Genomic DNA, 22,375 nt, shown 5'->3' with positions numbered 1-22,375 from the left:
TAAATCCCAAATCGTAAATTACTTCGGGCTTACAATTTCCACATCACTAAACGCAATCGCACCTCGAACCACACCTTGAATGGTTGTTTTTAACGCATCAATAATATGAATTTTTAATTCGTTTTTAGAGAAAATTAAACTCACTTCTCTTGATGGTTTTGGGTTAACAAACTGTTTTAGTTTGGATTTGTTTTTTTCGTTTAAATCTAAGGTATGTAAATAGGGAAGTAGTGTAGTCCCCAAACCTTCATCAGATAATTTAATTAAAGTTTCAAAGCTTCCACTTTCTAGTTGAAAATGATTTTCACCAATAAAATTATTGTTTTTACAAAGATTCAATACACTATTTCTAAAGCAATGTCCGTCTTGTAAAAGCAATATTTTTTCCACATCTAAATCAGCAACTTCAATTTCTTTTTTTGCTTTATTAAGACTGTTATCCGGTATATATGCAACAAAAGGCTCGTAATACAATACAATTTCCTTAAGTTTTTCTTCATCTAAAGGCGTAGCGGCAATGGCACAATCTAAATGACCATTTTTTAATTTGGTAATAATATCTGCCGTGTTTAATTCTTCTACAATTAAATTTACTTTTGGATACTTTTTAATGAATGTATTTAAAAACATAGGTAGTAATGTAGGCATAATAGTAGGAATCATACCAATACGAAAATCGCCACCAATGTATCCTTTTTGTTGGTCTACAATGTCTTTAATTCTATTTGCTTCGTTTACGATGTTTTTAGCTTGTATAACGATTTTATTACCTACTTCTGTTAAACCGATCGGTTTTTTAGTTCTATCGAAAATTTGAATCCCTAATTCGTCTTCTAATTTTTGAATTTGCATACTTAATGTCGGCTGCGTCACAAAACATTTTTCGGCAGCTAATGTAAAATTTTTGTTTTCGGCTACGGCTAATACGTAGTAAAGTTGGGTAATGGTCATTATATCAATATTTGTGATAAAAGTAAAAATTTCTATTGTAAAAAACTATTGTTTAAGAAAAGTTTATAAAAAAACTCTGAAAACAATCCAGAGTTTTTAAAATATTATAAATCGTAATATATTATTTAATATTGTTTTGATTCAAACTTAATTTATAAATTTAAAAAATTAAATTTAGTTTTTTAATTCATTAACTTCTATGTTTTTAATTTTATTTTGATAAATAGGGATTTTTAATCCTAAATGTGCATCGAATGCTTTAGTTTCAGAAAGCAATGCGCTTACTATAGAACCAGAACCTACAAATAAAGGACCAAATCTAAATCCGAAACCAGCTTGTAAACCAGAATATTCTAAATAACTAATTGGTGTATATACACTCAACCATTTTGCTTCATATCGTGGAGTTATACTAACATTGTTATTTATGTATGAAGAGTTTTTAACTTCTGCAGCAACAGCACTAAAATCAGTATTTAGGTTTAAATAAAAACTTTTGTTCATTCTCCAATCTGCATTTAAATGAATCGCAGTTGGCAATTTAAATTTCACTGATTTTGTTTGACTAATTGTATTGTACAAATTATTGAAACTCGGATTGGCATTATATTGTGCGTCTGTATAAGTAGTATTTACATTATAAACATTTACAGTTGCGTCATTATAATGTATAGCCCCAATATCTGTTATAGAAACACCTAATTTGAACTTATATTTATTTTGTTCTTTATGATAGTTTGTTACACCATCTTTGTTAGTGTATTTGTATTTTTGATGGTCTGGACGATATTCGTATGTAAATCCTAAATCAGCACCAAAACCTGTTCCAACATTTTCAGTTGGATCTTCAAAATTATCAATAGAATTCAAATTTCCGGATTCTAAATATCCAGAAGATGAAAATGTGCTTGTGTTCGGATCTCCTGTATAATTGAAGGCTAAATTAATATTATTTGCTTTTGCATACCCGGTAAACAATCCATAAAGGTATTTTGCTGAAAAACCACCTTTTAAGAAATGTTGATCATTATCCATTATAATTCGGGCATATGAAGCACCAAACTCTGCCCAAGAATTGGCAGCAATGCTAAAATTTTGATTATTTATTTGGTAACTTACATTATTTTCATTTTGAATTTCATTTAATGTGTTACTATTAATATTACTTAGATGTGAAATACTTCTAACTCTAGTAAATAATGCTACAGAACTTTTTCTATTTAAATTGAACATAAATGAAGGTCCAAGAACATCAAAGTTTGTTAAAAAATTATTTGAACTCGATGGATATAGTTTTGCATCTTTTTCAAATTCATAATCACTTTTCATTAAGTCACCAAATTTAACGCCATAATAATCATTTGTTGCTAATCCGCTAAATGAAAATAAGTTGATATCTGCTCGAAATCGACTATCAACAATATTTGCAGGATTATTAAGCACTGCATGTACTCCGGCATAGTTGTCATTTAAATAGCCAAAATAACTTTGTGCATTAGCAAAACTTAAACAAAAGAATACAACTGTAAATAGAATTTTGTTTTTCATAAGAGAAAATTAAATTAGTAAAATCTCGGAAAAGTGTTTATAAAATCTCAAATCGAAAATTTATTAATATACTTCCGATTCTTTTAACTTTTCTGTATTGGCAACTAATTGTAATTCGTCAATAAATTTGTGAATTTTTCCAGACATTACACCGTCCATATCAAAAACATCTACGCCAATTCTATGGTCGGTTACACGTCCTTGTGGGTAATTGTAGGTTCTAATTTTAGCCGAACGGTCTCCTGAACTAACTTGAGAAGTTCGAGTTTTCGCATCTTCTTCTTGTTTTTTCGCCAATTCTTGTTCGTATAAACGAGAACGTAAAACAGTTAACGCTTTATCTTTATTTTTATGTTGCGATTTTTGATCCTGACATTGCGCTACTAATCCAGAAGGAATGTGAGTCAAACGTACTGCCGATTTAGTAGTATTTACAGATTGTCCTCCAGGTCCTGAAGAACAAAAGAAATCCACACGAACATCATTCATATCTATTTGCACGTCAAATTCTTCTGCTTCTGGTAAAACCATAACTGTAGCTGCTGAGGTGTGCACACGACCTTGTGTTTCTGTTTGAGGAACACGTTGTACGCGATGTACACCAGCTTCATATTTTAAAGCACCGTACACATCTTCTCCGGTTACTTCAAAAATCACCTCTTTAAATCCACCAGAAGTTCCATCACTCATATCTACTACAGAACATTTCCAACCTCGACCTTCGCAATATTTGGTATACATACGGTATAAATCTCCAGCAAAAATAGACGCTTCATCACCACCAGTACCGGCACGAATTTCAACCATTACATTTTTTGCGTCTTCTGGATCTTTAGGAATCAACATAAATTTGATTTCTTCTTCCAATAAAGGCAAACGTTCTTTAGCTTCTTCTAATTGCATTTTAGCCATTTCTACCATTTCGGCATCAGAACCATCTGCAATTATTTCTTGTGCTTCTTTAATATTAGCATCAAGATTAATATATTCTTCACGTTTTTCTACTAATGCGTTTAAACTTTTGTATTCCTGATTTAATTGTACATAACGCTTTTGGTCGGCAATAACATCAGGTTGAATAATCAAATCTGATATTTCGTCGAAACGTTGTTTTACGTATTGTAATCTATCTAACATCTCTTCATTATTTTGGAATGCAAAGTTACAAAAAAAAGTAATCTGTTATATAGTTTATTGCGATTTGTAGAAATATGTTTCTAAATTAAATTGCACTAAACTGCTTTTCTACTGCCAACTATTTAATTTTATTTTTTGTTTTTGAAGTATAATTTAGAAAATGGTATTAAAAAAAAGATATTATTTGTTAAAAATAAATTTATGATTTATCTTTGACAAGAATTCACAAATAAAATTCCGGAAAATATGTTTGAATTTCAACAGTATTTAGGCTTTATACTTTTCTTAACCATTTTAACTATAGGTTTTTGGTTAATGTTTTTTCTTGTAGGATTTGTTCAATATTGGATTGGCGGATCATTAATAGAATTATACAAAGAAAAGAAAGCAAAAAAATTAGCTGAACAAGAAAAGTAATTTTCTTAAGTTAATAAAAAATCCCGATTCGTACGAATCGGGATTTTTTTATTTTGTATTAGAATTCTCCGCCACCGCCTTCTTGTTGTTCAAGGCTTTTTGGTTTTATTTCTTTTTCGTTTTTCAGTTTATTAAATCGGTAGGTAAACGAAACCGTTACTTGTCGAACTCTCCATTGCATTTCGCTATATGAATTTACAGTTGGTAATTGTAAATCTTGAATTCTTTTTCTTGAATTAAAAACGTCACTCACATTAAGTGAAATGGTAGCTTTTTCTTTTAAAACATCTTTACTAAAAGCCAAATTCATACTTGCAATTCCTAATGTTTTCCCTTGTGCTGTTTTTTGTCCAGCGTTATATGTTCCGTTAGTTTGCCAATCAATTTTATAAGGTAAATTAATTTTAGACGTTAATCGAGCAGTCCAAGTACTTGATTTGAAATTGAAATTTTGATTTACCAAAGTATTATTAGAATTTATAAATTGATAATTTCCTTTCGTTTCATTATAAAAATAATTGACGTTTGAATTTAATTTCCACCATTTTTTTACACTATAATTAAAGGTAACTTCCATTCCAATTCTATTGTCTTCACCTAAATTAAAAGGTGTATTCAAAATTACTGGAATTCCATTTATAAATTGTCCACTTTCTTTTCTAACAATTTGAAATGCATCTGTAGTGTGATTGTAATACGCAGAAGTGCTTAGTGTGATTTTATCCCATTTTTTCAAATAGCCAATGTCAAATGCGTCTGTGAAGGATGGATCTAATTTTGGATCTCCTATGAATAAATTGATATTACTGGTGTACGAAGAGAACGGATTAATAAATCGATCTCTTGGACGGGTAATTCTTTTACTATAATTTAAGGAAATATTAGAATCGTTATTTAATTCGTATGTTAAAAATAAACTTGGAAAAAAGTTGTTGTAATTTCTTGTGTTTAAATCATTTGTTAGTAACTGATTGATTTCCAAATTGGTGTTTTCCAATCGTAACCCTCCTAAAACAGATAACTTTTTAAAGAATTTAGTTCCTAATTGAGTGTAAATAGCACTAACATTTTCAATATACTCAAAATTATTTGTAAATCCAGGAATATTTGTGTATGAACTATTTTGATTTACGCGTTCTAAAACTTCATAATTACTTGTAGAATTTGTATAACTTCCTCTGTAACCAGCTTCAAACTGTAAGTCTTTGGTTATAGGTAAAACATAGTCAGCCTGAATTAAATTTCTAGTTTGTCTACCAATTTTTGAAGTTGTTTCGTCCGATACAAATGTATTTGTTTCTAAAATACTTCCATAAATAGTTGAAAATTCATCTTCTTCGCTTAAAGAAAAGGATGCGTCAATTGTTAATTTGTGTCCATCCTTTTTAAATTTCTTTATAAAATTAGAAGTGTATTCTACTGCTTCATTTCTAGTAAGTGATTGGTTGTCTCTGAAACGCGTAAATAAAAAGTTACTCCTATTTAATGTATAATTTTTGTAGGTTACATCTTCAAAATTTTTACCGTCGTTGTTTCTATAATTGATACTATTTGTCCAAGTTGCCGATTTGTCTTTGTTTAGAAATACTTCCATACCAAAATTAACATTGACTCCATCGCTAAATCTATTGGCATTTCTACGCTCTTCAATATAGGTATTTGCCACAAAATTTTCTTGATTGATTTTGGTATTTCCTGGATTGTTTCTGTCATTATAAGCTAAAGTTGCAAATAAGTTGTAAGTATCTGATTTTGAATTGATATTTGCAGAAATACCTTGATTTTTAGGATCTCCAGCAGTTGCAATTACCGTTCCGTTGATTCCTTTATTTTTTCCTTTTTTAAGGATAATATTTAAAATACCACCACCACCTTCAGCATCGTATCGCGCTGATGGATTGGTAATTACTTCAACTTTTTCAATAGCGTCTGCAGGAAGCATTCGTAAGGCATCGGCGACATTTATGGCAGTTGAAGGTTTTCCATCAATTAAAACACGTACACTTTCATTACCACGCAAACTAATATTTCCTTCAACATCAACCGCAACACTTGGTATGTTGTCTAAAACGTCACTAACCGTTCCGCCTTTTACCATTAAATCTTGTCCAACATTGTAAACCTTTTTATCTAATTTAATATCAACCGACGTTTTTTCACTTCGAATTACGACTGTCTCAATTTGGTTTGAATCAGATTCTAAGGCAATATTTCCCAAATTTGAATCTGAAGTAATATTTTGGTTTACTTTTTCTTGAGTTTTAAATCCAGGAAATTCGTATTTAAAATTATAAGTTCCGTTGTTTAATTCGATGCTGAAGTTTCCATTTGCATCAGAAGTGCCTCCAGTAATAATTTTTTTAGTATCCGATTTTGAAATCGTAATTACAGCGAATTCTATAGGTTTTGTAGTTTCTTTATCGATAATTTTTCCAGTAACAATTACTTTTTTTAACGAAATTTGAGAGATGGCTGTAGTACTAACGAATAAGAAAGTTAGTAGCAGCATTGATTTTTTAAATAACATATTTTGTGACATTTTACAGTACAAATGTAGTGTTCTGGATTCAAACAAGTATTAAAACTATGTTAAATCATTTTATAAAATTGTGTTTATTAATTCCGATGGTCTCGCAATTACCGCTTTTTCTCCATTAATTACGATAGGTCTTTCAATTAGTTTTGGAAATTGCAACATCGCTTCAATTATTGCTTTATCTGTCAAATTTTTGCCTTTAAAATTTTCAATCCAATCTCTTTCCTTAACTCTTACCAATTCAATTGGTTTGATTTTTAATTTTTTAATAATTGTTTCTAACTCAGTATAAGTAAGCGATTTTTCCAGATAATGTATGGTTTCAAAGGGTATTTTAAGGTTTTCTAAAAAACAAACACCTTCTCTGGATTTCGAACATCTTTTGTTGTGATAAATGGTTAACATAAATATTTTTTTTACAAAGGTAATAATTGTAATTTAGTGGTCTTAAAAATTCGTAATATGTATATAGAACAATTGCAAAAGTTTAAAATTAATTTATGGTCTTATACTATAATTCCATTTCTTTTTTTAGCTTTAATGGTAACAAATTATATTTCATCAGAAGGTGTTGATACAAATGAAGTGATAAAAAAAACGATTGAAAAGTATGGAATAAATGGTACTTTTATAATGCTTGTTGCACCTTTATCATTTATGTTATTTATTGTTTTGTTTTATAACAAATTCATTCAAAATAATTCCTTACGCATATTAACTACGTCTCGTCCAAAAATCGATTGGTCAAGAGTTTTTTTCTCATTTGGAGTTTGGGGAGGTATTACGATAATTACAACCATTATAGGTTATTATAGTGCTCCAGAAGATTTTGTAGTTCAATTTAATCCTGAAAAATTTGCTGTTTTTGTTGTGTTGGCTGTCCTTTTAATTCCTTTTCAAGCGAGTTTTGAAGAATATTTATTTCGTGGACATATGTTACAAGGTTTAGGTTTGGCTACAAAAACAAGATGGGTGCCACTGTTAGTTACTTCATTTTTATTTGGAATAATGCATATTGGCAACCCAGAAGTTGATAAAATGGGTATGATTATTATGTTTTATTATATTGGAACGGGTTTGTTTTTAGGTATTTTAACGTTAATGGATGAAGGCTTGGAATTAGCGTTAGGATTTCACGCAGCAAATAATTTAATTGGCGCATTGTTGGTTACTTCCGATTGGTCGGCATTTCAAACGCATTCTATTTTAAAAGATGTTTCTGTACCAAGTGCTAATTTTCAGATATTTATCCCGATTTTAGTGATTTTTCCATTTTTACTTTATATTTTTTCCAAAAAGTACAAATGGAATAATTGGAAAGAAAAACTTTTCGGAACCATAAAACCAATTCAAGTATCAGAATAATGAATCAAATTATTCATCCCGATTTTAAATTAAACGGAAAAAGTTTTACGTATATAGAACTTTTAGCCGAAGCTTTATATTTAAAAGAAAACGGACAATTATTTGAAAAAGCAATTGGGAATTTTCTATTGGATTGGTTGAATACTGAATCCTTTATTATGGTGCAAACTTCTGGTTCTACTGGAATACCAAAGCAAATTGTCTTACAAAAATCGGCTATGATCGCTTCTGCCAAAGCAACAGGATTGTTTTTTAACTTACAACCAAAAAACACCGCTTTATTATGTTTGTCAGCCAATTATATTGCAGGAAAAATGATATTGGTTCGTGCTATTGCTTTAGGATTGCATTTAGATACAATTGATCCAACAAGTGAACCATTATCTACAAAAAAGTACAATTTTACAGCAATGGTTCCTATGCAGGTGCAAAAATCATTATCAAAATTACATTTGGTTGATAAAATATTAATTGGTGGTGCAAAAGTGAGTTATAGTTTATCAGAAAGTATCTTAAAAACCAATTGCAATGCTTTTGAATCGTATGGAATGACGGAAACCATTTCGCATATTGCCATTAAAAAAATAGGAGCAAATGCATTTACAGTTTTACCAAATGTAATAATATCTGTAGATGAAAGAAGTTGTTTGGTGATTGAAGCATTAGAACTTTCTAAGAAAAAAATTATTACAAATGATATTGTAGAAATCCTAAATGCAACTCAATTTGTGTTAAAAGGACGAATTGACAATGTAATTAATTCTGGAGGCATCAAAATTTTTCCAGAAGAAGTAGAAGAAATACTTGCTAAATTCATTCCAGTTCCATTTTTTGTTGCCAGTAAACCAGATGATATTTTAGGCGAAAAAGTAATTCTTGTGCTTGAAGCCACTCCGTTTTCTTTTGATAATAGCGTGTTTTCAGAATTATCAAAATACCAAATACCTAAAGAGATTCTTTTTTTAGAGTCATTTGTAAGAACAGAAACGCAAAAAATCAATAGAAAGAAATCATTGGAAAAATTAGTGTAAACAAATACTTTTCAATATATTATTTTCTTTCCACTTTAATATAAAACTGATTGGTTTTTACTGTAACGTCTTCCAAAACTACCTTTTTATCCACTTTAATCTCTTGATTTTCAGTAGTGGCTTGTAAACGTGTTGTTTTTTCGTTAATGATAATATCAACGGGCATTTTAAAATCGGCAGTTACATTTTCCCATTTATAATTCAGTTTATTATTAGATTTTGAGAGTACCAATTTCGGAATTTTTGTAGTCGTTAAATACTGTTGAAATACAGAAGTTAAATCGATACCACTTTCTTTATTAAAGAAATTAATTACTGTTTTCGTATCAATAATTTGTTTTTTGTAGGTTTCAGAGTAATCGTAAAGTAATTTCCACCATTTTACATCATCATTAATAATATGTCTAATGGTATTCAGCATTAAGGCACCTTTGTAATACATATCGCCACTCCCTTCTCGGTTGACACCAAATTGACCAATAATTGGACGGTCGTTTCGTACACTTCTTGATTGTCCGTTTACATATTTTATGGCTTCCTCATATCCTTTAATACATTCAATAAAAACGGTTTCTGTGTAGGTTGTAAAGCCTTCGTGAATCCACATATCGGCGATGTCTTTACTTGTAATACTGTTACCAAACCATTCGTGTCCGGTTTCGTGAATCGTAATATAATCGAAAAACATTCCGGCACCCGTTCCTGATAAGTCCATTCCAAGATACCCTTTTTTGTACTTATTTCCGTATGCTACAGCACTTTGGTGTTCCATACCTAAATAAGGCGTTTCCACTAATTTATAACCGTCTTCAAAAAATGGATATTTCCCAAATTTCGATTGAAAGCAATTCATCATCGGTTTCACATCATTTTCAAAATGTTTACGAGCTGTTTCTTCGTTGTATCGCAACACATAATAATCTAAATCCAGACCTTCGTGATTATCGTGAATATGCACATAATCGGCAATGTTTACTGTAATATCATAATTATTAATTGGGTTTTTTACTTCCCAATCCCAACGCGTATAGCCGTCTTTTAAATCGGTTGAACCTAAAAATCTTCCGTTGGAAACATTCATTAATCCGTTTGGTACGGCTACTTTTATGCTGGCGCCATTGTCAGGTTCATCCGTTTGCGAATCTTTACAAGGGTACCATAAACTCGCACCGGTTCCTTGCACAGCCACACCAATCCAAGGATTTTGTTTTTTATCTTTTGTAAATACAAAACCACCATCCCAAGGTGCATTTTTAGCAATGATAGGATTTCCATAGTACGAAATTCTTAATTTATAGATTTCTCCTTTTTTTAATATTTTCGGAAAATGAATAAATACGGCGTTAAATTCTCTTTTAAATTCAATTTTAGGTGTATTATCTAAAGTTATTCCATCAAGTACCATATTTTCAAACAAATCCACTTGGATTTTATTTGTATCATCGTCAACTTTAAATGTTATCGTGTTGGAACCAAATAGCCATTTTTTTTCAGGATCAATTCTAATGTCTAAATCATATCGCAACACATCATAACACGTTCTTTCTTCACGAAGTCCACCTTGTAGCGAATCTTTACGAGAAAATTCTTGTGCTTCAATTTGTTTGAAAACGAATAGAAAAAGGGTAAATAGTAGTATTTTTTTCATAGTAAAGAAAGTAAATTTAAAATATGAAACGTAATTTATAAATTATAAAGATGCTTTCAGCAATACAAGTTTGCGAATTTTTACTGATAACTTATTACTGAACACTGCCAACTAAACCTGAATCACACCTAAATTAAATTTCTTTTCAATAGGCGAGTGGTTGGCGGCTTCAATTCCCATAGAAATCCAAGTTCTGGTATCTAATGGGTCAATAATAGCATCGGTCCATAATCTGGAAGCGGCGTAATAGGGCGACACTTGCGCATCATATTTGGCTTTAATTTTATCAAATAATTCTTTTTCTACTGCTTCATCTACAACTTCTCCTTTGTTTTTTAAAGAAGCGGCTTCAATTTGTGCGAGTACTTTTGCAGCTTGCGTACCACCCATAACGGCTAATTCAGCACTTGGCCAAGCAAAAATTAATCGTGGGTCGTAGGCTTTTCCACACATAGCGTAATTTCCAGCGCCATAAGAATTTCCTACTACAACTGTAAATTTAGGCACAACAGAATTGGCAACTGCATTTACCATTTTGGCACCATCTTTAATGATTCCGCCGTGTTCCGATTTGCTTCCTACCATAAAACCTGTCACGTCTTGTAAAAACACTAAAGGAATTTTCTTTTGGTTACAATTCGCAATAAATCGAGTGGCTTTATCCGCACTTTCAGAATAAATTACCCCACCAAACTGAATTTCACCTTTTTTAGTTTTTGAAACCAAACGCTGATTGGCCACTATTCCTACTGCCCAGCCCTCAATTCTGGCATAACCAGTAATAATGGTTTGTCCGTAACCGGCTTTGTATTCATCAAATTCTGAATTATCCACTAAACGTTTGATAATTTCGTTCATATCATATTGATCCGTACGTAATTTAGGTAAAATTCCGTAAATGTCTTTGGGATCTAAAGCGGGTTTTACAGAAGTTTCTCTGTTAAATCCAGCTTTGTCATAATCGCCAATTTTAGAAACAATACTTTTAATTCTGTCTAAAGCAGCTGCATCATCTTTAGCTTTAAAATCGGTAACACCTGAAATTTCGCAATGTGTCGTTGCACCACCAAGTGTTTCATTATCAATAGTTTCGCCAATTGCAGCTTTTACTAAATAACTTCCAGCTAAGAAAATACTTCCTGTTTTGTCTACAATTAAGGCTTCATCACTCATAATTGGTAAATACGCCCCACCAGCAACACAACTACCCATAACCGCAGCAATTTGTGTAATTCCCATGCTACTCATAATGGCGTTATTACGAAAAATACGCCCGAAATGTTCTTTGTCAGGAAAAATTTCATCTTGTAAAGGCAAATACACACCCGCCGAGTCTACCAAGTAAATAATTGGTAAACGGTTTTCCATAGCAATTTCTTGTGCTCTTAAATTCTTTTTTCCGGTAATAGGAAACCAGGCACCTGCTTTTACAGTTGCGTCATTGGCTACTACTATGCATTGTTTACCTTTAATATATCCTATTTTTATAACCACACCTCCAGAAGGGCATCCGCCGTGTTCTTCGTACATACCTTCTCCAACAAAGCCACCAATTTCGATACTTTTAGCATTGCTGTCCAATAAATAATCGACACGCTCTCTGGCTGTCATTTTGCCTTCAGCGTGTAATTTATCAATACGTTTTTGACCGCCACCAAGTTTTACTTTTGCAAATTTTTGCAACATATCTGACACCAAAAGTTTGTTGTGGTCTTCGTTTTTATTGAAATTAATATCCATTTTTTTATAAGTCTAATTCGAATGTTTGTCTAAATAATTCAATGTTAGGATTTAACTCCTTAAAATGTTTGTATTTTTCTTCGTTGGTATAAATTACTTTAGGTTTGTAGGTTTCGATTACCGTTATTTTAATTTTCAAATCGTAATTGCGTAAATTTGTTTTTAGATAACTCACCAATTCAGAATTTGTATTTTCAAAATCTTCTTTAGAACCTTGATTTGGAAATTCTAACAATATATTGGTGCCCATTAATACAGGTTTACTCAATCGCATATAACTTGCAAATAATTTTTTCCCTTTATTTTCTAAAATATCTATAAAATCATTCCAATGTTTTATGGCATCTTCCTGTGTGAATGGATCGGCTAAATGTTCGCCTACAGATAAAGTTTCTGATTTTGCTAAATTAGAAACATCTGCTTTTTGTTTTAATCCTTTAATAGATAAAGAAGAAATTCGATTACTGGTATCTATTGTAGGCGTAAGTTTTTGCTGAATCTGTTCTATTTTTGTCTCTACTTTTTCTTCCGCATTTGGAAATTCTTCCTGAGGAATTGCTTTAATTTCAGGTGCTGAAATAGGTGGTTGATTTGAAATTGTTGAAGATTGAATTTCTTTCGATGAATGAAAGATATTGGATGGAATTATATAGTATTTAGCTTTTTTTTTTCGGCATCATGTGTTAATGAAGCCAATTGCATAAGCGTAAGTTCAACAAACAATCGTTGGTTTTGACTCACTTTATATTTTAAATCACATTCATTAGCAATAGAAATCCCTTGCAATAAAAACTCTTGAGACGCTTTTTGTGCCTGAACTGCAAATTCTTGTTGGGTTTGTTCGCTGACTTCTAACAACGAAAGTGTTGCTGGATTTTTACAAACCAATAAATCTCTAAAGTGTGAAGCTAAACCAGCAACAAAGTGGTGTCCGTCAAATCCTTTCGATAAAATATCGTTATACGTTAAAAGTAATTGCGGAATATCGTTCTCTAAAATTAAATCGGTAACTTTTATATAATAATCGTAATCTAATACGTTTAAGTTTTCAGCTACTGCTTGTCGTGTTAAATTATTTCCACAATACGAAACTACTCTGTCAAATATAGACAAGGCATCACGCATGGCGCCATCAGCTTTTTGCGAAATGATTCGAAGCGCTTCTTCTTCAAACTGCACATTTTGATTTTGAGCAATTTCCATTAGATATTCTTTTGTGTCGTTTATCGTAATTCGTTTGAAATCGAATATTTGACAACGAGACAATATGGTAGGAAGAATTTTATGTTTTTCAGTCGTAGCTAAAATAAAAATAGCGTGCTTTGGTGGTTCTTCTAATGTTTTCAAAAATGCATTAAATGCCGAAGCAGAAAGCATGTGTACCTCATCAATAATGTATACCTTATATTTACCAGTTTGTGGAGGTATTCTTACTTGGTCGATAATACTTCTAATATCATCAACACCATTATTAGACGCGGCATCTAATTCGAAAACATTGAAAGAAAAATCTTCATTCGGATCATCGTATCCTTCCTGGTTAATTTTTCTGGCTAATATTCTGGCACAAGTTGTTTTTCCAACACCACGAGGTCCTGTAAAAAGTAATGCTTGCGCTAAATGGTTGTTTTCAATTGCATGCAACAAAGTATTCGTAATAGCAAGTTGCCCAATAACATCTTTAAATGTTTGAGGTCGGTACTTTCTTGCTGATACTATAAATTGTTCCATAACGTATTATTGAAAGCAAATATAGATTTAAAATACGAAATGTCAAAAGTGAAAAGTAAAAAGTTATTAAGAATTTGTTAGTCATAAACTTTACATTACAGATTAAAGAAATTTATAAAATTTATATGATTTCTTTAATCTGTGTTTCTAAATATTATTCAGAAAATCAATTTAATTATTAAAAACGCCCAATTTAAATTACCTTTGCCAAGCAGACCGCCTTATCGCTTCTAAATTATTAGGAGAGGAAAGTCCGGACACCACAGAGAAGCATAGCGGGTAACGCCCGTCACTCCGAAGTATCGGAGGAGGACAAGTGCAACAGAAAGTATGTACAGGTTAAGCTGTAGTGAAACCAGGTAAACTCTATGCGGTGAAATTTCAAGTATATCAGCATTTAAGGGTTTCTCGTCCGTTGTTGAAGGGTAGAAAGATAGATTCCGCGAGTAATTTCGGAACTAGATAAATGATAAGGCTCCAATTTTATTGGAGACAGAATCCGGCTTATAGGTCTGCTTTTTTTAAAAAATTGTTAAAAATTAGTTAACAATTAATCTACTATTATCAATTACATAACATTAATTTAACATTGTGTTTTTACATTTGCCTCGTAATTTTAACTATATAAAAAGATGAGCTTTAAAAACATTTTAAATTTTTTCTCTCCAAAAGACAAAACATTTTTTCCATTATTCGAGGAAGCGACTAATAAATTAACAAAACTCTCTGATGCATTACACGAAGGAGTTAATGCTTCTAAAACAGAAAGAGAAAATTATTTTAAAAAAATTGATGAATTGTCTGAAAGTATTGAGAAAATTTCTCATAAAATGAATATCGAATTAAGTAAAAATTTTATTACTCCATTTGATAGAGAAGATATTCATGCTTTAATGACAACTATTGAAGATGTGTCAAGTAATCTTCAAGAAGCATCTAATAGAATTAGAATGTATCAGGTTGAAAAAATTACCAAATCAATCAGAAAAATCACAGAAATTAACCTGGAGGCTTGTCAGCTTATTATGGTTTCTGTGAAAGAATTGAAAGAAATGAGTAATTTCAAAAATATTTTTGAATCGGTTAAGAAAATAAACAAGTTAGATAGAAAGTCGGATTCTGTTTTTGAAAAAGCGATTGCTGATATTTTTGAAAACGAAACTGACGTTAAAAATATCATCAAATATAAAGAAGTATTAGCTTCTTTAGATAAAGCTTCAGATAAATGCAAGGCTGTGGCACGAGTATTAGAAGCGGTAGCTGTTAAACATTCTTAATTAAGTACTATGTTTACATTATTAATAGTAATTATAGTAATTGCATTGTTGTTTGATTTGGTTAACGGGTTTCACGATGCCGCCAATTCAATAGCAACTGTAGTTTCTACAAAGGTATTATCTCCAACACAAGCTGTAATTTGGGCTGCCTTTTTCAACTTCATAGCCTATTGGGTATTTGATATGAGTGTGGGAAATACAGTAGCAAAAACGGTGGATGGTTCTGTAATTAATCTTTGGGTAATTTTATCTGGATTATTGGCAGCAACAGTATGGAATTTATTAACATGGAAATTAGGGATTCCGTCTTCATCATCACATACATTAATTGGAGGTTTTGCAGGTGCTGCTGTTGCACATGCAGGTTTCGGAGTTCTAAATTTAGAATCTATTGGTTTTACAGTTTTGTTTATTTTCTTAGCGCCATTTATTGGAGGTATTATATCTTTCTTTATTGCTATGGTGACGATTCAAAGAAGTTTCTTCAAAAAAATCAGTATTTCTATTTTAATATCTGTGTTAACGGTTTATGTAACATATGCATTAAAAGACACTTTAGATATTAAGCCGATTATGATTTGGATTATAGGATCATTATTAGCATTATTCATTATAGTATATTGTTGGTACGAAATTGTAAACAGTAAAAATCCTTCGCATACTAAAGAAGGAAATATGTATAAAAAACTTCAGTTATTATCTTCAGCTGCTTTTTCTTTAGGACATGGTGGTGCCGATTCTCAAAAAGTAATGGGTATTATTTGTGCTGCTTGTATCGTTTATGCAAATGGTTATAGAACAAATCCTGATGCAAATATGCCAGACTTTGTTAAAGAACATAATCTTTTAAATACAACAGAAATTCTTCAAGTTGTATATAAAAATGATGAGGGAAAAATTAAGAAGTTTAAACCTGCGGTTGGTGTTTTTGGAAAAGATACTTTGTTTGTAGATGGTAAAAAAATTATTGATTTATCAACTGGCGAAAAAATATATGAAGATGAAAAATTAAATTCAAAGGTTAATGTTTCTACTAATCCTTTTTTATCATCATTAATTAAAGATAAAGTAGATATAAAAAACTTTGAAAAAGCCTCAAAAAAACTTACTAAATTAGAAGTATATTCGGATAAAAAAGACATTAAAGATGTTGTTACTAACGAAGTAATATTTAAAGGCAAAGAAATTAATCCTGATTACAGATACGCTAAAATCTTTTCAAAATACATCGATAAAGAAGGTAAATTAATAGAAGGTCATAAATTAGAAACGAAAGTAACTAAAGACACGATGCCAACTTGGATTGCATTTGGATGTTATTTAATGATTGGTTTAGGTACTTTAATGGGAGGTTGGAAAATCGTAAAAACGATGGGAACCAAAATTACCAAAGTAACTCCACTTGAAGGCGTTTGTTCTGAAACAGCTGGTGCTTTAACTTTATTTACAGTTTCTCAAATGGGTGTGCCGGTTTCAACTACACATACTATTACGGGTTCTATTATTGGAGTAGGAGCAACCAAACGTTTAAGTGCGGTAAGATGGGGTGTTACTATTAGCTTATTATGGGCTTGGATACTTACCATTCCAGTTTCGGCATTAATTGCAGCTTTGTTTTATTATATTACAACTTTATTTGTATAAAAATATTATAATTTTTTATAAAAACCGTTTCATTTGAGACGGTTTTTTTGTGAAAAAAAAGTATATGTTAAGTTATTGTAAATTTTAATAAAATATCTTAAAGATAAGTTAATATTAAATGTATTTACAGTTAGGTTCTTAACATTAAATTTGCAATCTAAATACAATTAAACAACTAATTCTTAACATTGTAAAGTAAACACAAATGAAAAAATTATTATACCTTAATCTATTTGTTTTTTTTATTTCTATTACATCATTTTCTCAAAATTCTATTGAACCGAAAGTGAATAATAAAGAACTCATAGAGATTAAAAATGAAGAATCATTAAAGAAAAAATGGTTTGAATTAGTTAATATTAGAGGTTATGTTCAAGTTAGATATAATAAATTATTTGAAACAAATTCTAATTTAGGCTGTGAGCAATGTGATAGATCTTGGGGAGGAAATAATAGTTTTTTTATAAGACGTGGAAGGATAATTTTATCAGGACAAGTTCATGACAGAGTTTTTATTTACATACAACCTGATTTCGCATCATCTGCAGGTACTACAAACCATATTTTTCAAATAAGAGATGCTTATTTTGATTTATCATTAGATAAAGATAGAGAATACCGTTTTCGTATAGGACAAAGTAAAGTTCCTTTCGGATTTGAAAACATGCAATCGTCTCAAAATCGATTATCATTGGATAGAAATGATGGCCTAAATAGTGCTGTTTCAAATGAAAGGGATTTGGGTGTGTTTTTCTATTGGGCTACAAAACAAAAAAGAGAGTTGTTTAAGAAATTAGTTGATGATGGTTTAAAAGGTAGTGGCGATTATGGTTTACTTGGAATAGGTATTTATAATGGACAAACAGCTAATTCAATTGAAAGAAACAATAATCAACATGTTGTAGCTAGATTTACCTATCCAATAGAGTTTGATAACGGACAAATTTTTGAAGCGGGTGTTCAGGCATATAATGGTAAATATGTTGTAAATACTTTAACTACTGGTGCTGCAAAAGCAAAATTAGAAAATAACAATCCAGAATATTTAGATCAAAGAACGGCAGCTTCTTTAATTCTATATCCAAAACCTTTTGGATTTCAAGCCGAGTATAACATTGGGCGTGGTCCAAGATATAACCCAGCTTCCAATACTATTGAAAATAGCCACCTTGAAGGAGGGTATGTATTGTTAAATGCAAAAACAAAAATTAATAATAATATTGTATTTCCATTTTTGAAATATCACTATTACAATGGAGGTAAAAAGCATGAATTAGATGCAAGAAGTTATAAAGTAAATGATTTAGAAATAGGAATTGAATGGCAACCTTTTAAAAGTTTTGAATTAGTTGCAGATTATACAATTTCATCTAGACGATATGAAGACGCTGTTTTATCGGATAACAAACAAACTGGAAGTTTATTGCGATTGCAAGCACAATTTAATTTTTAATAAAAAAAGCCGATTTTCAAAATAGAGAATCGGCTTTTTTTATGTTTCATCATTTGTTAAAATTAACATAAAATTTTTAGCATTTGAGTAACATAAATGTATATTTAGAGTCTTATATATAACTAACCAAAAAAATAGTATTATGTTGAAAAAATCAATACAAATTTTATTTTGCTTTTTGCTTTTAGGCACCTTTGATAGTGTGGCACAAAAGAAAGACCAAAAAAGTAAAAATGCTCCTGCACCACCAGCAGCAGACGCAAAAAAACCAGAGGCTAAAAAAGAACCAAAACCGTACAAAAAAGTAATTGACTCTACAGCCGTTACGCAAAAAGGTCTAATTGATGTACATAAAGTGGCAGACAAATATTTATTTGAAATTTCTGATGCTTTAATTGGTAAAGAAATTATGACCATTACCCGATATTCTAAAACTCCTGCTGGAGGTGGAATTTTTGGTGGAGAAGAAATTAACAGACAAGTTGTTCGTTTTGAAAAAGGGCAAAACAATACCATCATTTTACGTTCAATTACGTATGTAATTATGACTCCAGATGAAGATAAACCAATTACAAAATCGGTAAAAAATTCTAGTGCCGACCCAATTATTGGTATTTATGATATTTTGGCTTATAAAAAAGACGAAACTGGAAAAAACAATATCGCAAGCGTAATCGATATGAACGCGGCTTTTGATGCTGATTTACAAACGTTTTCTTTGAATTCAATTAACAAGCAAATGTTAAGCATTCAGGCGTTTCAAAAGGACAAATCGTTTATTCAGTTTATAAAAAGTTTTCCAATCAACACGGAAATTAGAACTACAAAAACGTTTACAACTGTAGCACCTCAAATTTCAAGAACGCCAATGCCTAAAATTGGTGTTGATTTTCCAGCAGCTCTTGATGCTGGTGTAGTAACAATGGAATTAAATACATCGTTTATTTTATTACCAGAAAATCCAATGCGTAAAAGAACTTTTGACAAAAGAGTAGGTTATTTTGCAAATGGATACGATGTTTTTGAAGAAGATTCTCAAAAAGCAGATACAGATGTTTTTGCTGTTAGATGGCGTTTAGAACCAAAAAATGAAGAAGACGCTCAAAAACAAAAAAGAGGTGAATTAATTGAACCAAAAAAACCTATCGTTTATTATTTAGACCCTGCTACGCCAGATAAATGGAAACCGTTTATCAAACAAGGTATCGATGATTGGCAAGCTGCATTTGAATTTGCAGGATGGAAAAACGCCATTCGTGGTGAATATTGGCCAGAAAACGATCCAACTATGAGTTTAGAAGATGCACGTTTTTCTGTATTAAGATATTTTGCTGCAGAAATTCAAAATGCATACGGACCTAATGTACACGACCCAAGAACGGGCGAAATTATGGAAAGCCATATTGGTTGGTACCACAATATTATGAGTTTATTACGCGATTGGTATTTAATTCAAACGGCTGCAGTTGACCCAAACGCGAGACATAAAAAATTAGATGACAAATTAATGGGCGAATTAATTCGTTTTGTGGCGGCTCACGAAGTAGGTCACACGCTTGGATTACGTCATAATATGGGAGCAAGTAATGCTACTCCAGTAGAAATGTTGAGAAATCCAGAGTTCCAAAAGAAAAACGGACATACATCATCAATTATGGATTATGCACGTTTCAATTATGTTGCACAACCTGAAGATAATGTGAAAGATTTATTTCCAAGAATTGGAGATTATGACAAATGGGCAATCAAATGGGGGTATTCTTATTTTAAAGATGCTGCCGATGAAAAAGTGGAAAAAGCATTGTTAAATGAAATGACTAAAGACGCTTACAAAGATAGAAGACTATGGTTTGGTACAGAAACAAATCCATACGATCCTCGTTATCAAACAGAAGATTTAGGAGATAATTCTATGAAAGCATCAGCTTATGGAATTAAAAATTTGAAAAGAATTTTACCTAATCTAACGGAATGGAGTAAAGAAAATGGCGAAGACTATTCAGAATTAGAAGGATTATACAATTCATTAGTTGGACAGTTTAGAAGATATATGGGGCACGTAACTAAAAACGTAGGTGGTGTTTATGAAAACCCGAAAACCTATGATATGGCAGGAAATGCTTACGAAGTTACACCTTCAGCAATTCAAAATGAAGCAGTAGCTTTCTTAAATGAGCAATTGTTTAAAACGCCAACTTGGTTATTAAATCAAAATATTATTTCTAAAATAAAAGGCGATGTTGGTGTAGATGCGATTAAGAGTATGCAAGATGCAACACTTTCAAGTTTATTATCAAATGATAGATTGGTTCGATTAATTGAAACTTCATCGTTAAATAAAGCCAATTATTCAGTTGATGAATTAATTTCAGATTTAAGAAGAGGTATTTTCTCAGAATTAAAATCAAATGCTGCTATTGATATTTACAGAAGAAATCTTCAAAAAGTATTTGTAAGTAGAATTATTGATGTTGCCTTAGCTGATAAAACCGCTACTGGAAATTTTGATGGAAAAAGAATTAGTGTTTTAGATACTGATATTCCTTCTATTGCTAAAGGACAATTGTTGGAATTGAAAGCACAATTGAAAAAAGCAAGTGCAGTTTCTACAGATCGTTTAACTAAATTTCACTTAAATGATTTAGTGGCAAGAATTGAAAATGCTATGAAACCAAAGCAATAAATTTCGACCTGTTAAACTTTTAAACTCGACCTGTCGAGTTGTTTAATTCGACCTGTTAAGTTTTACAACTCGACAGGTCGAATTTTTTTATCTAATTTGTTAGTCTTCTTTTTGTCCCATCATCATTAAATAGGCCTTTAAAAACCCATCAATTTCACCGTTTAATACGGCTTCAGAATCGGAGGTTTCAAAACCAGAACGCACATCTTTAATTAATTTGTACGGATGTAAAACGTAGTTTCTAATTTGCGAACCCCATTCAATTTTCATCTTACCGGCTTCAATGTCGTCCCGTTGTGCTAATTGTTTCTTCAACTCAATTTCGTATAATTGCGATTTTAACATTTGTAAGGCACGCGACCTATTGTCGTGTTGCGAACGCGTTTCCGAACATTGAATCTGAATTCCAGAAGGTTTATGATATAATTGAACCTTAGTTTCTACTTTATTTACATTTTGACCACCAGCACCACTTGAACGAGCGGTAGTGATTTCAATATCTGCAGGATTAATTTCAATTTCAATGGTATCATCAACCAAAGGATATACATACACCGAAGCAAATGAAGTATGGCGCTTGGCATTACTATCAAAAGGCGAAATTCGTACCAAACGATGCACGCCATTTTCACCTTTTAAATAACCAAAAGCAAAATCGCCTTCAATTTCTAATGTTACGGTTTTTATTCCAGCAGCATCGCCTTCTTGATAATTTAATTCTTTTACTTTATACCCTTGTTTTTCAGCCCACATCAAATACATTCGCATCATCATACTTGCCCAATCGCAACTTTCAGTTCCACCTGCACCTGCTGTAATTTGAAGCACAGCACTTAAATTATCACCTTCTTCCGAAAGCATATTTCTAAATTCTAAATCTTCAATATGGTTGATTGTTTTCTCAAAAATTGCATCTAATTCTTCTTCCGAAACGGCGTCTTCTTTATAAAAATCATAAGTCAGTTGCAATTCTTCAGCTAAATCTTCACAATTGGTGTAGTCGTCTACCCATTTCTTTTTCGAACGTAAATTTCGTACTACAATTTCTGCTTGTTTAGCATTGTTCCAAAAGTCGGGAGCAAAGGTTTTTTCTTCTTCGTTAGATATTTCTACAAGCTTGGCATCAACGTCAAAGATACCTCCTTAACGCACCAAGGCGATTAATAATGTCTTTTATTTGTTCGGTATTTACCATTTTATTTGTAATTTTACAC

The 22,375-nt window shown here is 31.3% G+C and carries 18 protein-coding genes and 1 other RNA gene; 9 read left to right on the top strand and 10 right to left on the bottom strand.

Annotated features, from left to right (window positions below; all coding sequences use genetic code 11):
• Nucleotides 1-18: 18 nt before the first annotated feature.
• The 3 genes from ABWO04_RS01125 to prfA all read right to left on the bottom strand — a co-directional run bounded on the left by ABWO04_RS01125 (nt 19) and on the right by prfA (nt 3,636).
• Nucleotides 19-951 carry a LysR substrate-binding domain-containing protein gene (locus ABWO04_RS01125; protein ID WP_353076619.1) on the bottom strand — a complete coding sequence of 311 codons (933 nt, stop codon included), beginning with the start codon at nt 949-951 and terminating at the stop codon, nt 19-21.
• Nucleotides 952-1,125: 174 nt separating this feature from the next.
• Nucleotides 1,126-2,499 carry a DUF5723 family protein gene (locus tag ABWO04_RS01120; RefSeq protein WP_353076618.1) on the bottom strand — a complete coding sequence of 458 codons (1,374 nt, stop codon included), beginning with the start codon at nt 2,497-2,499 and terminating at the stop codon, nt 1,126-1,128.
• A 63-nt stretch (nt 2,500-2,562) separates the two neighbouring features.
• The gene (gene prfA, locus ABWO04_RS01115) at nt 2,563-3,636 is read right to left on the bottom strand and encodes a peptide chain release factor 1 (protein WP_353076617.1); all 1,074 of its coding nucleotides are present in this window, start codon (nt 3,634-3,636) and stop codon (nt 2,563-2,565) included.
• A gap of 246 nt (nt 3,637-3,882) precedes the next feature.
• On the opposite strand from prfA, the gene ABWO04_RS01110 reads away from it, so the two are divergent.
• Nucleotides 3,883-4,053 carry a hypothetical protein gene (locus tag ABWO04_RS01110; protein WP_353076616.1) on the top strand — a complete coding sequence of 57 codons (171 nt, stop codon included), beginning with the start codon at nt 3,883-3,885 and terminating at the stop codon, nt 4,051-4,053.
• A gap of 58 nt (nt 4,054-4,111) precedes the next feature.
• Here the strand turns inward: ABWO04_RS01110 and ABWO04_RS01105 are convergent, their stop codons facing one another.
• Together ABWO04_RS01105 and ABWO04_RS01100 are read right to left on the bottom strand one after the other, a co-directional pair.
• A complete protein-coding gene (locus tag ABWO04_RS01105; protein ID WP_353076615.1) occupies nt 4,112-6,592 on the bottom strand; it encodes a TonB-dependent receptor in 2,481 nt (826 codons plus the stop codon).
• 60 nt (nt 6,593-6,652) lie between these two features.
• Complete coding sequence (locus tag ABWO04_RS01100) at nt 6,653-6,994, bottom strand: ArsC/Spx/MgsR family protein (protein WP_353076614.1); 342 nt, start codon at nt 6,992-6,994, stop codon at nt 6,653-6,655.
• A 57-nt stretch (nt 6,995-7,051) separates the two neighbouring features.
• Between ABWO04_RS01100 and ABWO04_RS01095 the strand changes: the two genes are divergently transcribed.
• Together ABWO04_RS01095 and ABWO04_RS01090 are read left to right on the top strand one after the other, a co-directional pair.
• Nucleotides 7,052-7,954 (top strand): CPBP family intramembrane glutamic endopeptidase, encoded by a 903-nt coding sequence (locus tag ABWO04_RS01095; protein WP_353076613.1) that lies wholly within the window; start codon nt 7,052-7,054, stop codon nt 7,952-7,954.
• Nucleotides 7,954-8,985, top strand: a complete 1,032-nt coding sequence (locus ABWO04_RS01090; RefSeq protein ID WP_353076612.1) for an AMP-binding protein — start codon at nt 7,954-7,956, stop codon at nt 8,983-8,985. The genes ABWO04_RS01095 and ABWO04_RS01090 overlap by 1 nt, the downstream gene beginning before the upstream one ends.
• 19 nt (nt 8,986-9,004) lie before the next feature.
• Here the strand turns inward: ABWO04_RS01090 and ABWO04_RS01085 are convergent, their stop codons facing one another.
• The 3 genes from ABWO04_RS01085 to ABWO04_RS01075 all read right to left on the bottom strand — a co-directional run bounded on the left by ABWO04_RS01085 (nt 9,005) and on the right by ABWO04_RS01075 (nt 12,686).
• Nucleotides 9,005-10,633 (bottom strand): M1 family metallopeptidase, encoded by a 1,629-nt coding sequence (locus tag ABWO04_RS01085; protein ID WP_353076611.1) that lies wholly within the window; start codon nt 10,631-10,633, stop codon nt 9,005-9,007.
• A gap of 111 nt (nt 10,634-10,744) precedes the next feature.
• Nucleotides 10,745-12,373 (bottom strand): acyl-CoA carboxylase subunit beta, encoded by a 1,629-nt coding sequence (locus ABWO04_RS01080; RefSeq protein ID WP_353076610.1) that lies wholly within the window; start codon nt 12,371-12,373, stop codon nt 10,745-10,747.
• 4 nt (nt 12,374-12,377) lie between these two features.
• Nucleotides 12,378-12,686 (bottom strand): DUF8439 domain-containing protein, encoded by a 309-nt coding sequence (locus tag ABWO04_RS01075; RefSeq protein ID WP_502903956.1) that lies wholly within the window; start codon nt 12,684-12,686, stop codon nt 12,378-12,380.
• Nucleotides 12,687-12,711: 25 nt separating this feature from the next.
• Here ABWO04_RS01075 and ABWO04_RS01070 point away from each other — a divergent pair, with 25 nt between their 5' ends.
• Entirely contained in the window at nt 12,712-12,870 is a 159-nt protein-coding gene (locus ABWO04_RS01070; RefSeq protein WP_353076608.1) for a hypothetical protein, read from the top strand.
• Between the two features lie 148 nt (nt 12,871-13,018).
• On the opposite strand, the gene dnaX is transcribed toward ABWO04_RS01070, so the two are convergent.
• The gene (gene dnaX / locus ABWO04_RS01065; RefSeq protein WP_353076607.1) at nt 13,019-14,104 is read right to left on the bottom strand and encodes a DNA polymerase III subunit gamma/tau; all 1,086 of its coding nucleotides are present in this window, start codon (nt 14,102-14,104) and stop codon (nt 13,019-13,021) included.
• Between the two features lie 208 nt (nt 14,105-14,312).
• On the opposite strand from dnaX, the gene rnpB reads away from it, so the two are divergent.
• The 5 genes from rnpB to ABWO04_RS01040 all read left to right on the top strand — a co-directional run bounded on the left by rnpB (nt 14,313) and on the right by ABWO04_RS01040 (nt 21,161).
• An RNA gene (rnpB, locus tag ABWO04_RS01060) (RNase P RNA component class A) lies at nt 14,313-14,627 on the top strand.
• Between the two features lie 109 nt (nt 14,628-14,736).
• On the top strand, nt 14,737-15,381 hold the full coding sequence (locus ABWO04_RS01055; RefSeq protein WP_353076606.1) for a DUF47 domain-containing protein: 645 nt from the start codon (nt 14,737-14,739) through the stop codon (nt 15,379-15,381).
• Nucleotides 15,382-15,390: 9 nt separating this feature from the next.
• Nucleotides 15,391-17,025: an inorganic phosphate transporter gene (locus tag ABWO04_RS01050; protein WP_353076605.1), complete on the top strand. Its 1,635-nt coding sequence runs from the start codon at nt 15,391-15,393 to the stop codon at nt 17,023-17,025.
• 205 nt (nt 17,026-17,230) lie between these two features.
• Nucleotides 17,231-18,478, top strand: coding sequence for a porin (locus ABWO04_RS01045; protein WP_353076604.1), 1,248 nt, complete (start codon nt 17,231-17,233; stop codon nt 18,476-18,478).
• A 142-nt stretch (nt 18,479-18,620) separates the two neighbouring features.
• On the top strand, nt 18,621-21,161 hold the full coding sequence (locus ABWO04_RS01040) for a zinc-dependent metalloprotease (protein WP_353076603.1): 2,541 nt from the start codon (nt 18,621-18,623) through the stop codon (nt 21,159-21,161).
• A 99-nt stretch (nt 21,162-21,260) separates the two neighbouring features.
• Here the strand turns inward: ABWO04_RS01040 and prfB are convergent.
• Nucleotides 21,261-22,356 (bottom strand): peptide chain release factor 2 gene (gene prfB, locus ABWO04_RS01035; RefSeq protein ID WP_353076602.1). Its coding sequence is split into 2 segments (ribosomal slippage): nt 21,261-22,292 and nt 22,294-22,356, totalling 1,095 coding nucleotides; the frame shifts between segments, so codons are not numbered across the junction.
• Between the last annotated feature and the right edge of the window lie 19 nt (nt 22,357-22,375).

The sequence above is a fragment of the Flavobacterium sp. genome, assembly GCF_040382755.1.
Classification (GTDB): Bacteria; Bacteroidota; Bacteroidia; order Flavobacteriales; family Flavobacteriaceae; genus Flavobacterium.
The sequence above is the reverse complement of the archived record's forward strand: the minus strand, read 5'-3'. Positions and strand labels throughout refer to the sequence as shown.

What these genes read in the sequence shown, in the direction of transcription:
- ABWO04_RS01125 (WP_353076619.1), bottom strand. Translation starts at nt 951, where the DNA reads ATGACCATTACCCAACTTTACTACGTATTAGCCGTAGCCGAAAACAAA.
- ABWO04_RS01120 (WP_353076618.1), bottom strand. Translation starts at nt 2,499, where the DNA reads ATGAAAAACAAAATTCTATTTACAGTTGTATTCTTTTGTTTAAGTTTT.
- prfA (WP_353076617.1), bottom strand. Translation starts at nt 3,636, where the DNA reads ATGTTAGATAGATTACAATACGTAAAACAACGTTTCGACGAAATATCA.
- ABWO04_RS01110 (WP_353076616.1), top strand. Translation starts at nt 3,883, where the DNA reads ATGTTTGAATTTCAACAGTATTTAGGCTTTATACTTTTCTTAACCATT.
- ABWO04_RS01105 (WP_353076615.1), bottom strand. Translation starts at nt 6,592, where the DNA reads ATGTCACAAAATATGTTATTTAAAAAATCAATGCTGCTACTAACTTTC.
- ABWO04_RS01100 (WP_353076614.1), bottom strand. Translation starts at nt 6,994, where the DNA reads ATGTTAACCATTTATCACAACAAAAGATGTTCGAAATCCAGAGAAGGT.
- ABWO04_RS01095 (WP_353076613.1), top strand. Translation starts at nt 7,052, where the DNA reads ATGTATATAGAACAATTGCAAAAGTTTAAAATTAATTTATGGTCTTAT.
- ABWO04_RS01090 (WP_353076612.1), top strand. Translation starts at nt 7,954, where the DNA reads ATGAATCAAATTATTCATCCCGATTTTAAATTAAACGGAAAAAGTTTT.
- ABWO04_RS01085 (WP_353076611.1), bottom strand. Translation starts at nt 10,633, where the DNA reads ATGAAAAAAATACTACTATTTACCCTTTTTCTATTCGTTTTCAAACAA.
- ABWO04_RS01080 (WP_353076610.1), bottom strand. Translation starts at nt 12,373, where the DNA reads ATGGATATTAATTTCAATAAAAACGAAGACCACAACAAACTTTTGGTG.
- ABWO04_RS01070 (WP_353076608.1), top strand. Translation starts at nt 12,712, where the DNA reads ATGGCATCTTCCTGTGTGAATGGATCGGCTAAATGTTCGCCTACAGAT.
- dnaX (WP_353076607.1), bottom strand. Translation starts at nt 14,104, where the DNA reads ATGGAACAATTTATAGTATCAGCAAGAAAGTACCGACCTCAAACATTT.
- ABWO04_RS01055 (WP_353076606.1), top strand. Translation starts at nt 14,737, where the DNA reads ATGAGCTTTAAAAACATTTTAAATTTTTTCTCTCCAAAAGACAAAACA.
- ABWO04_RS01050 (WP_353076605.1), top strand. Translation starts at nt 15,391, where the DNA reads ATGTTTACATTATTAATAGTAATTATAGTAATTGCATTGTTGTTTGAT.
- ABWO04_RS01045 (WP_353076604.1), top strand. Translation starts at nt 17,231, where the DNA reads ATGAAAAAATTATTATACCTTAATCTATTTGTTTTTTTTATTTCTATT.
- ABWO04_RS01040 (WP_353076603.1), top strand. Translation starts at nt 18,621, where the DNA reads ATGTTGAAAAAATCAATACAAATTTTATTTTGCTTTTTGCTTTTAGGC.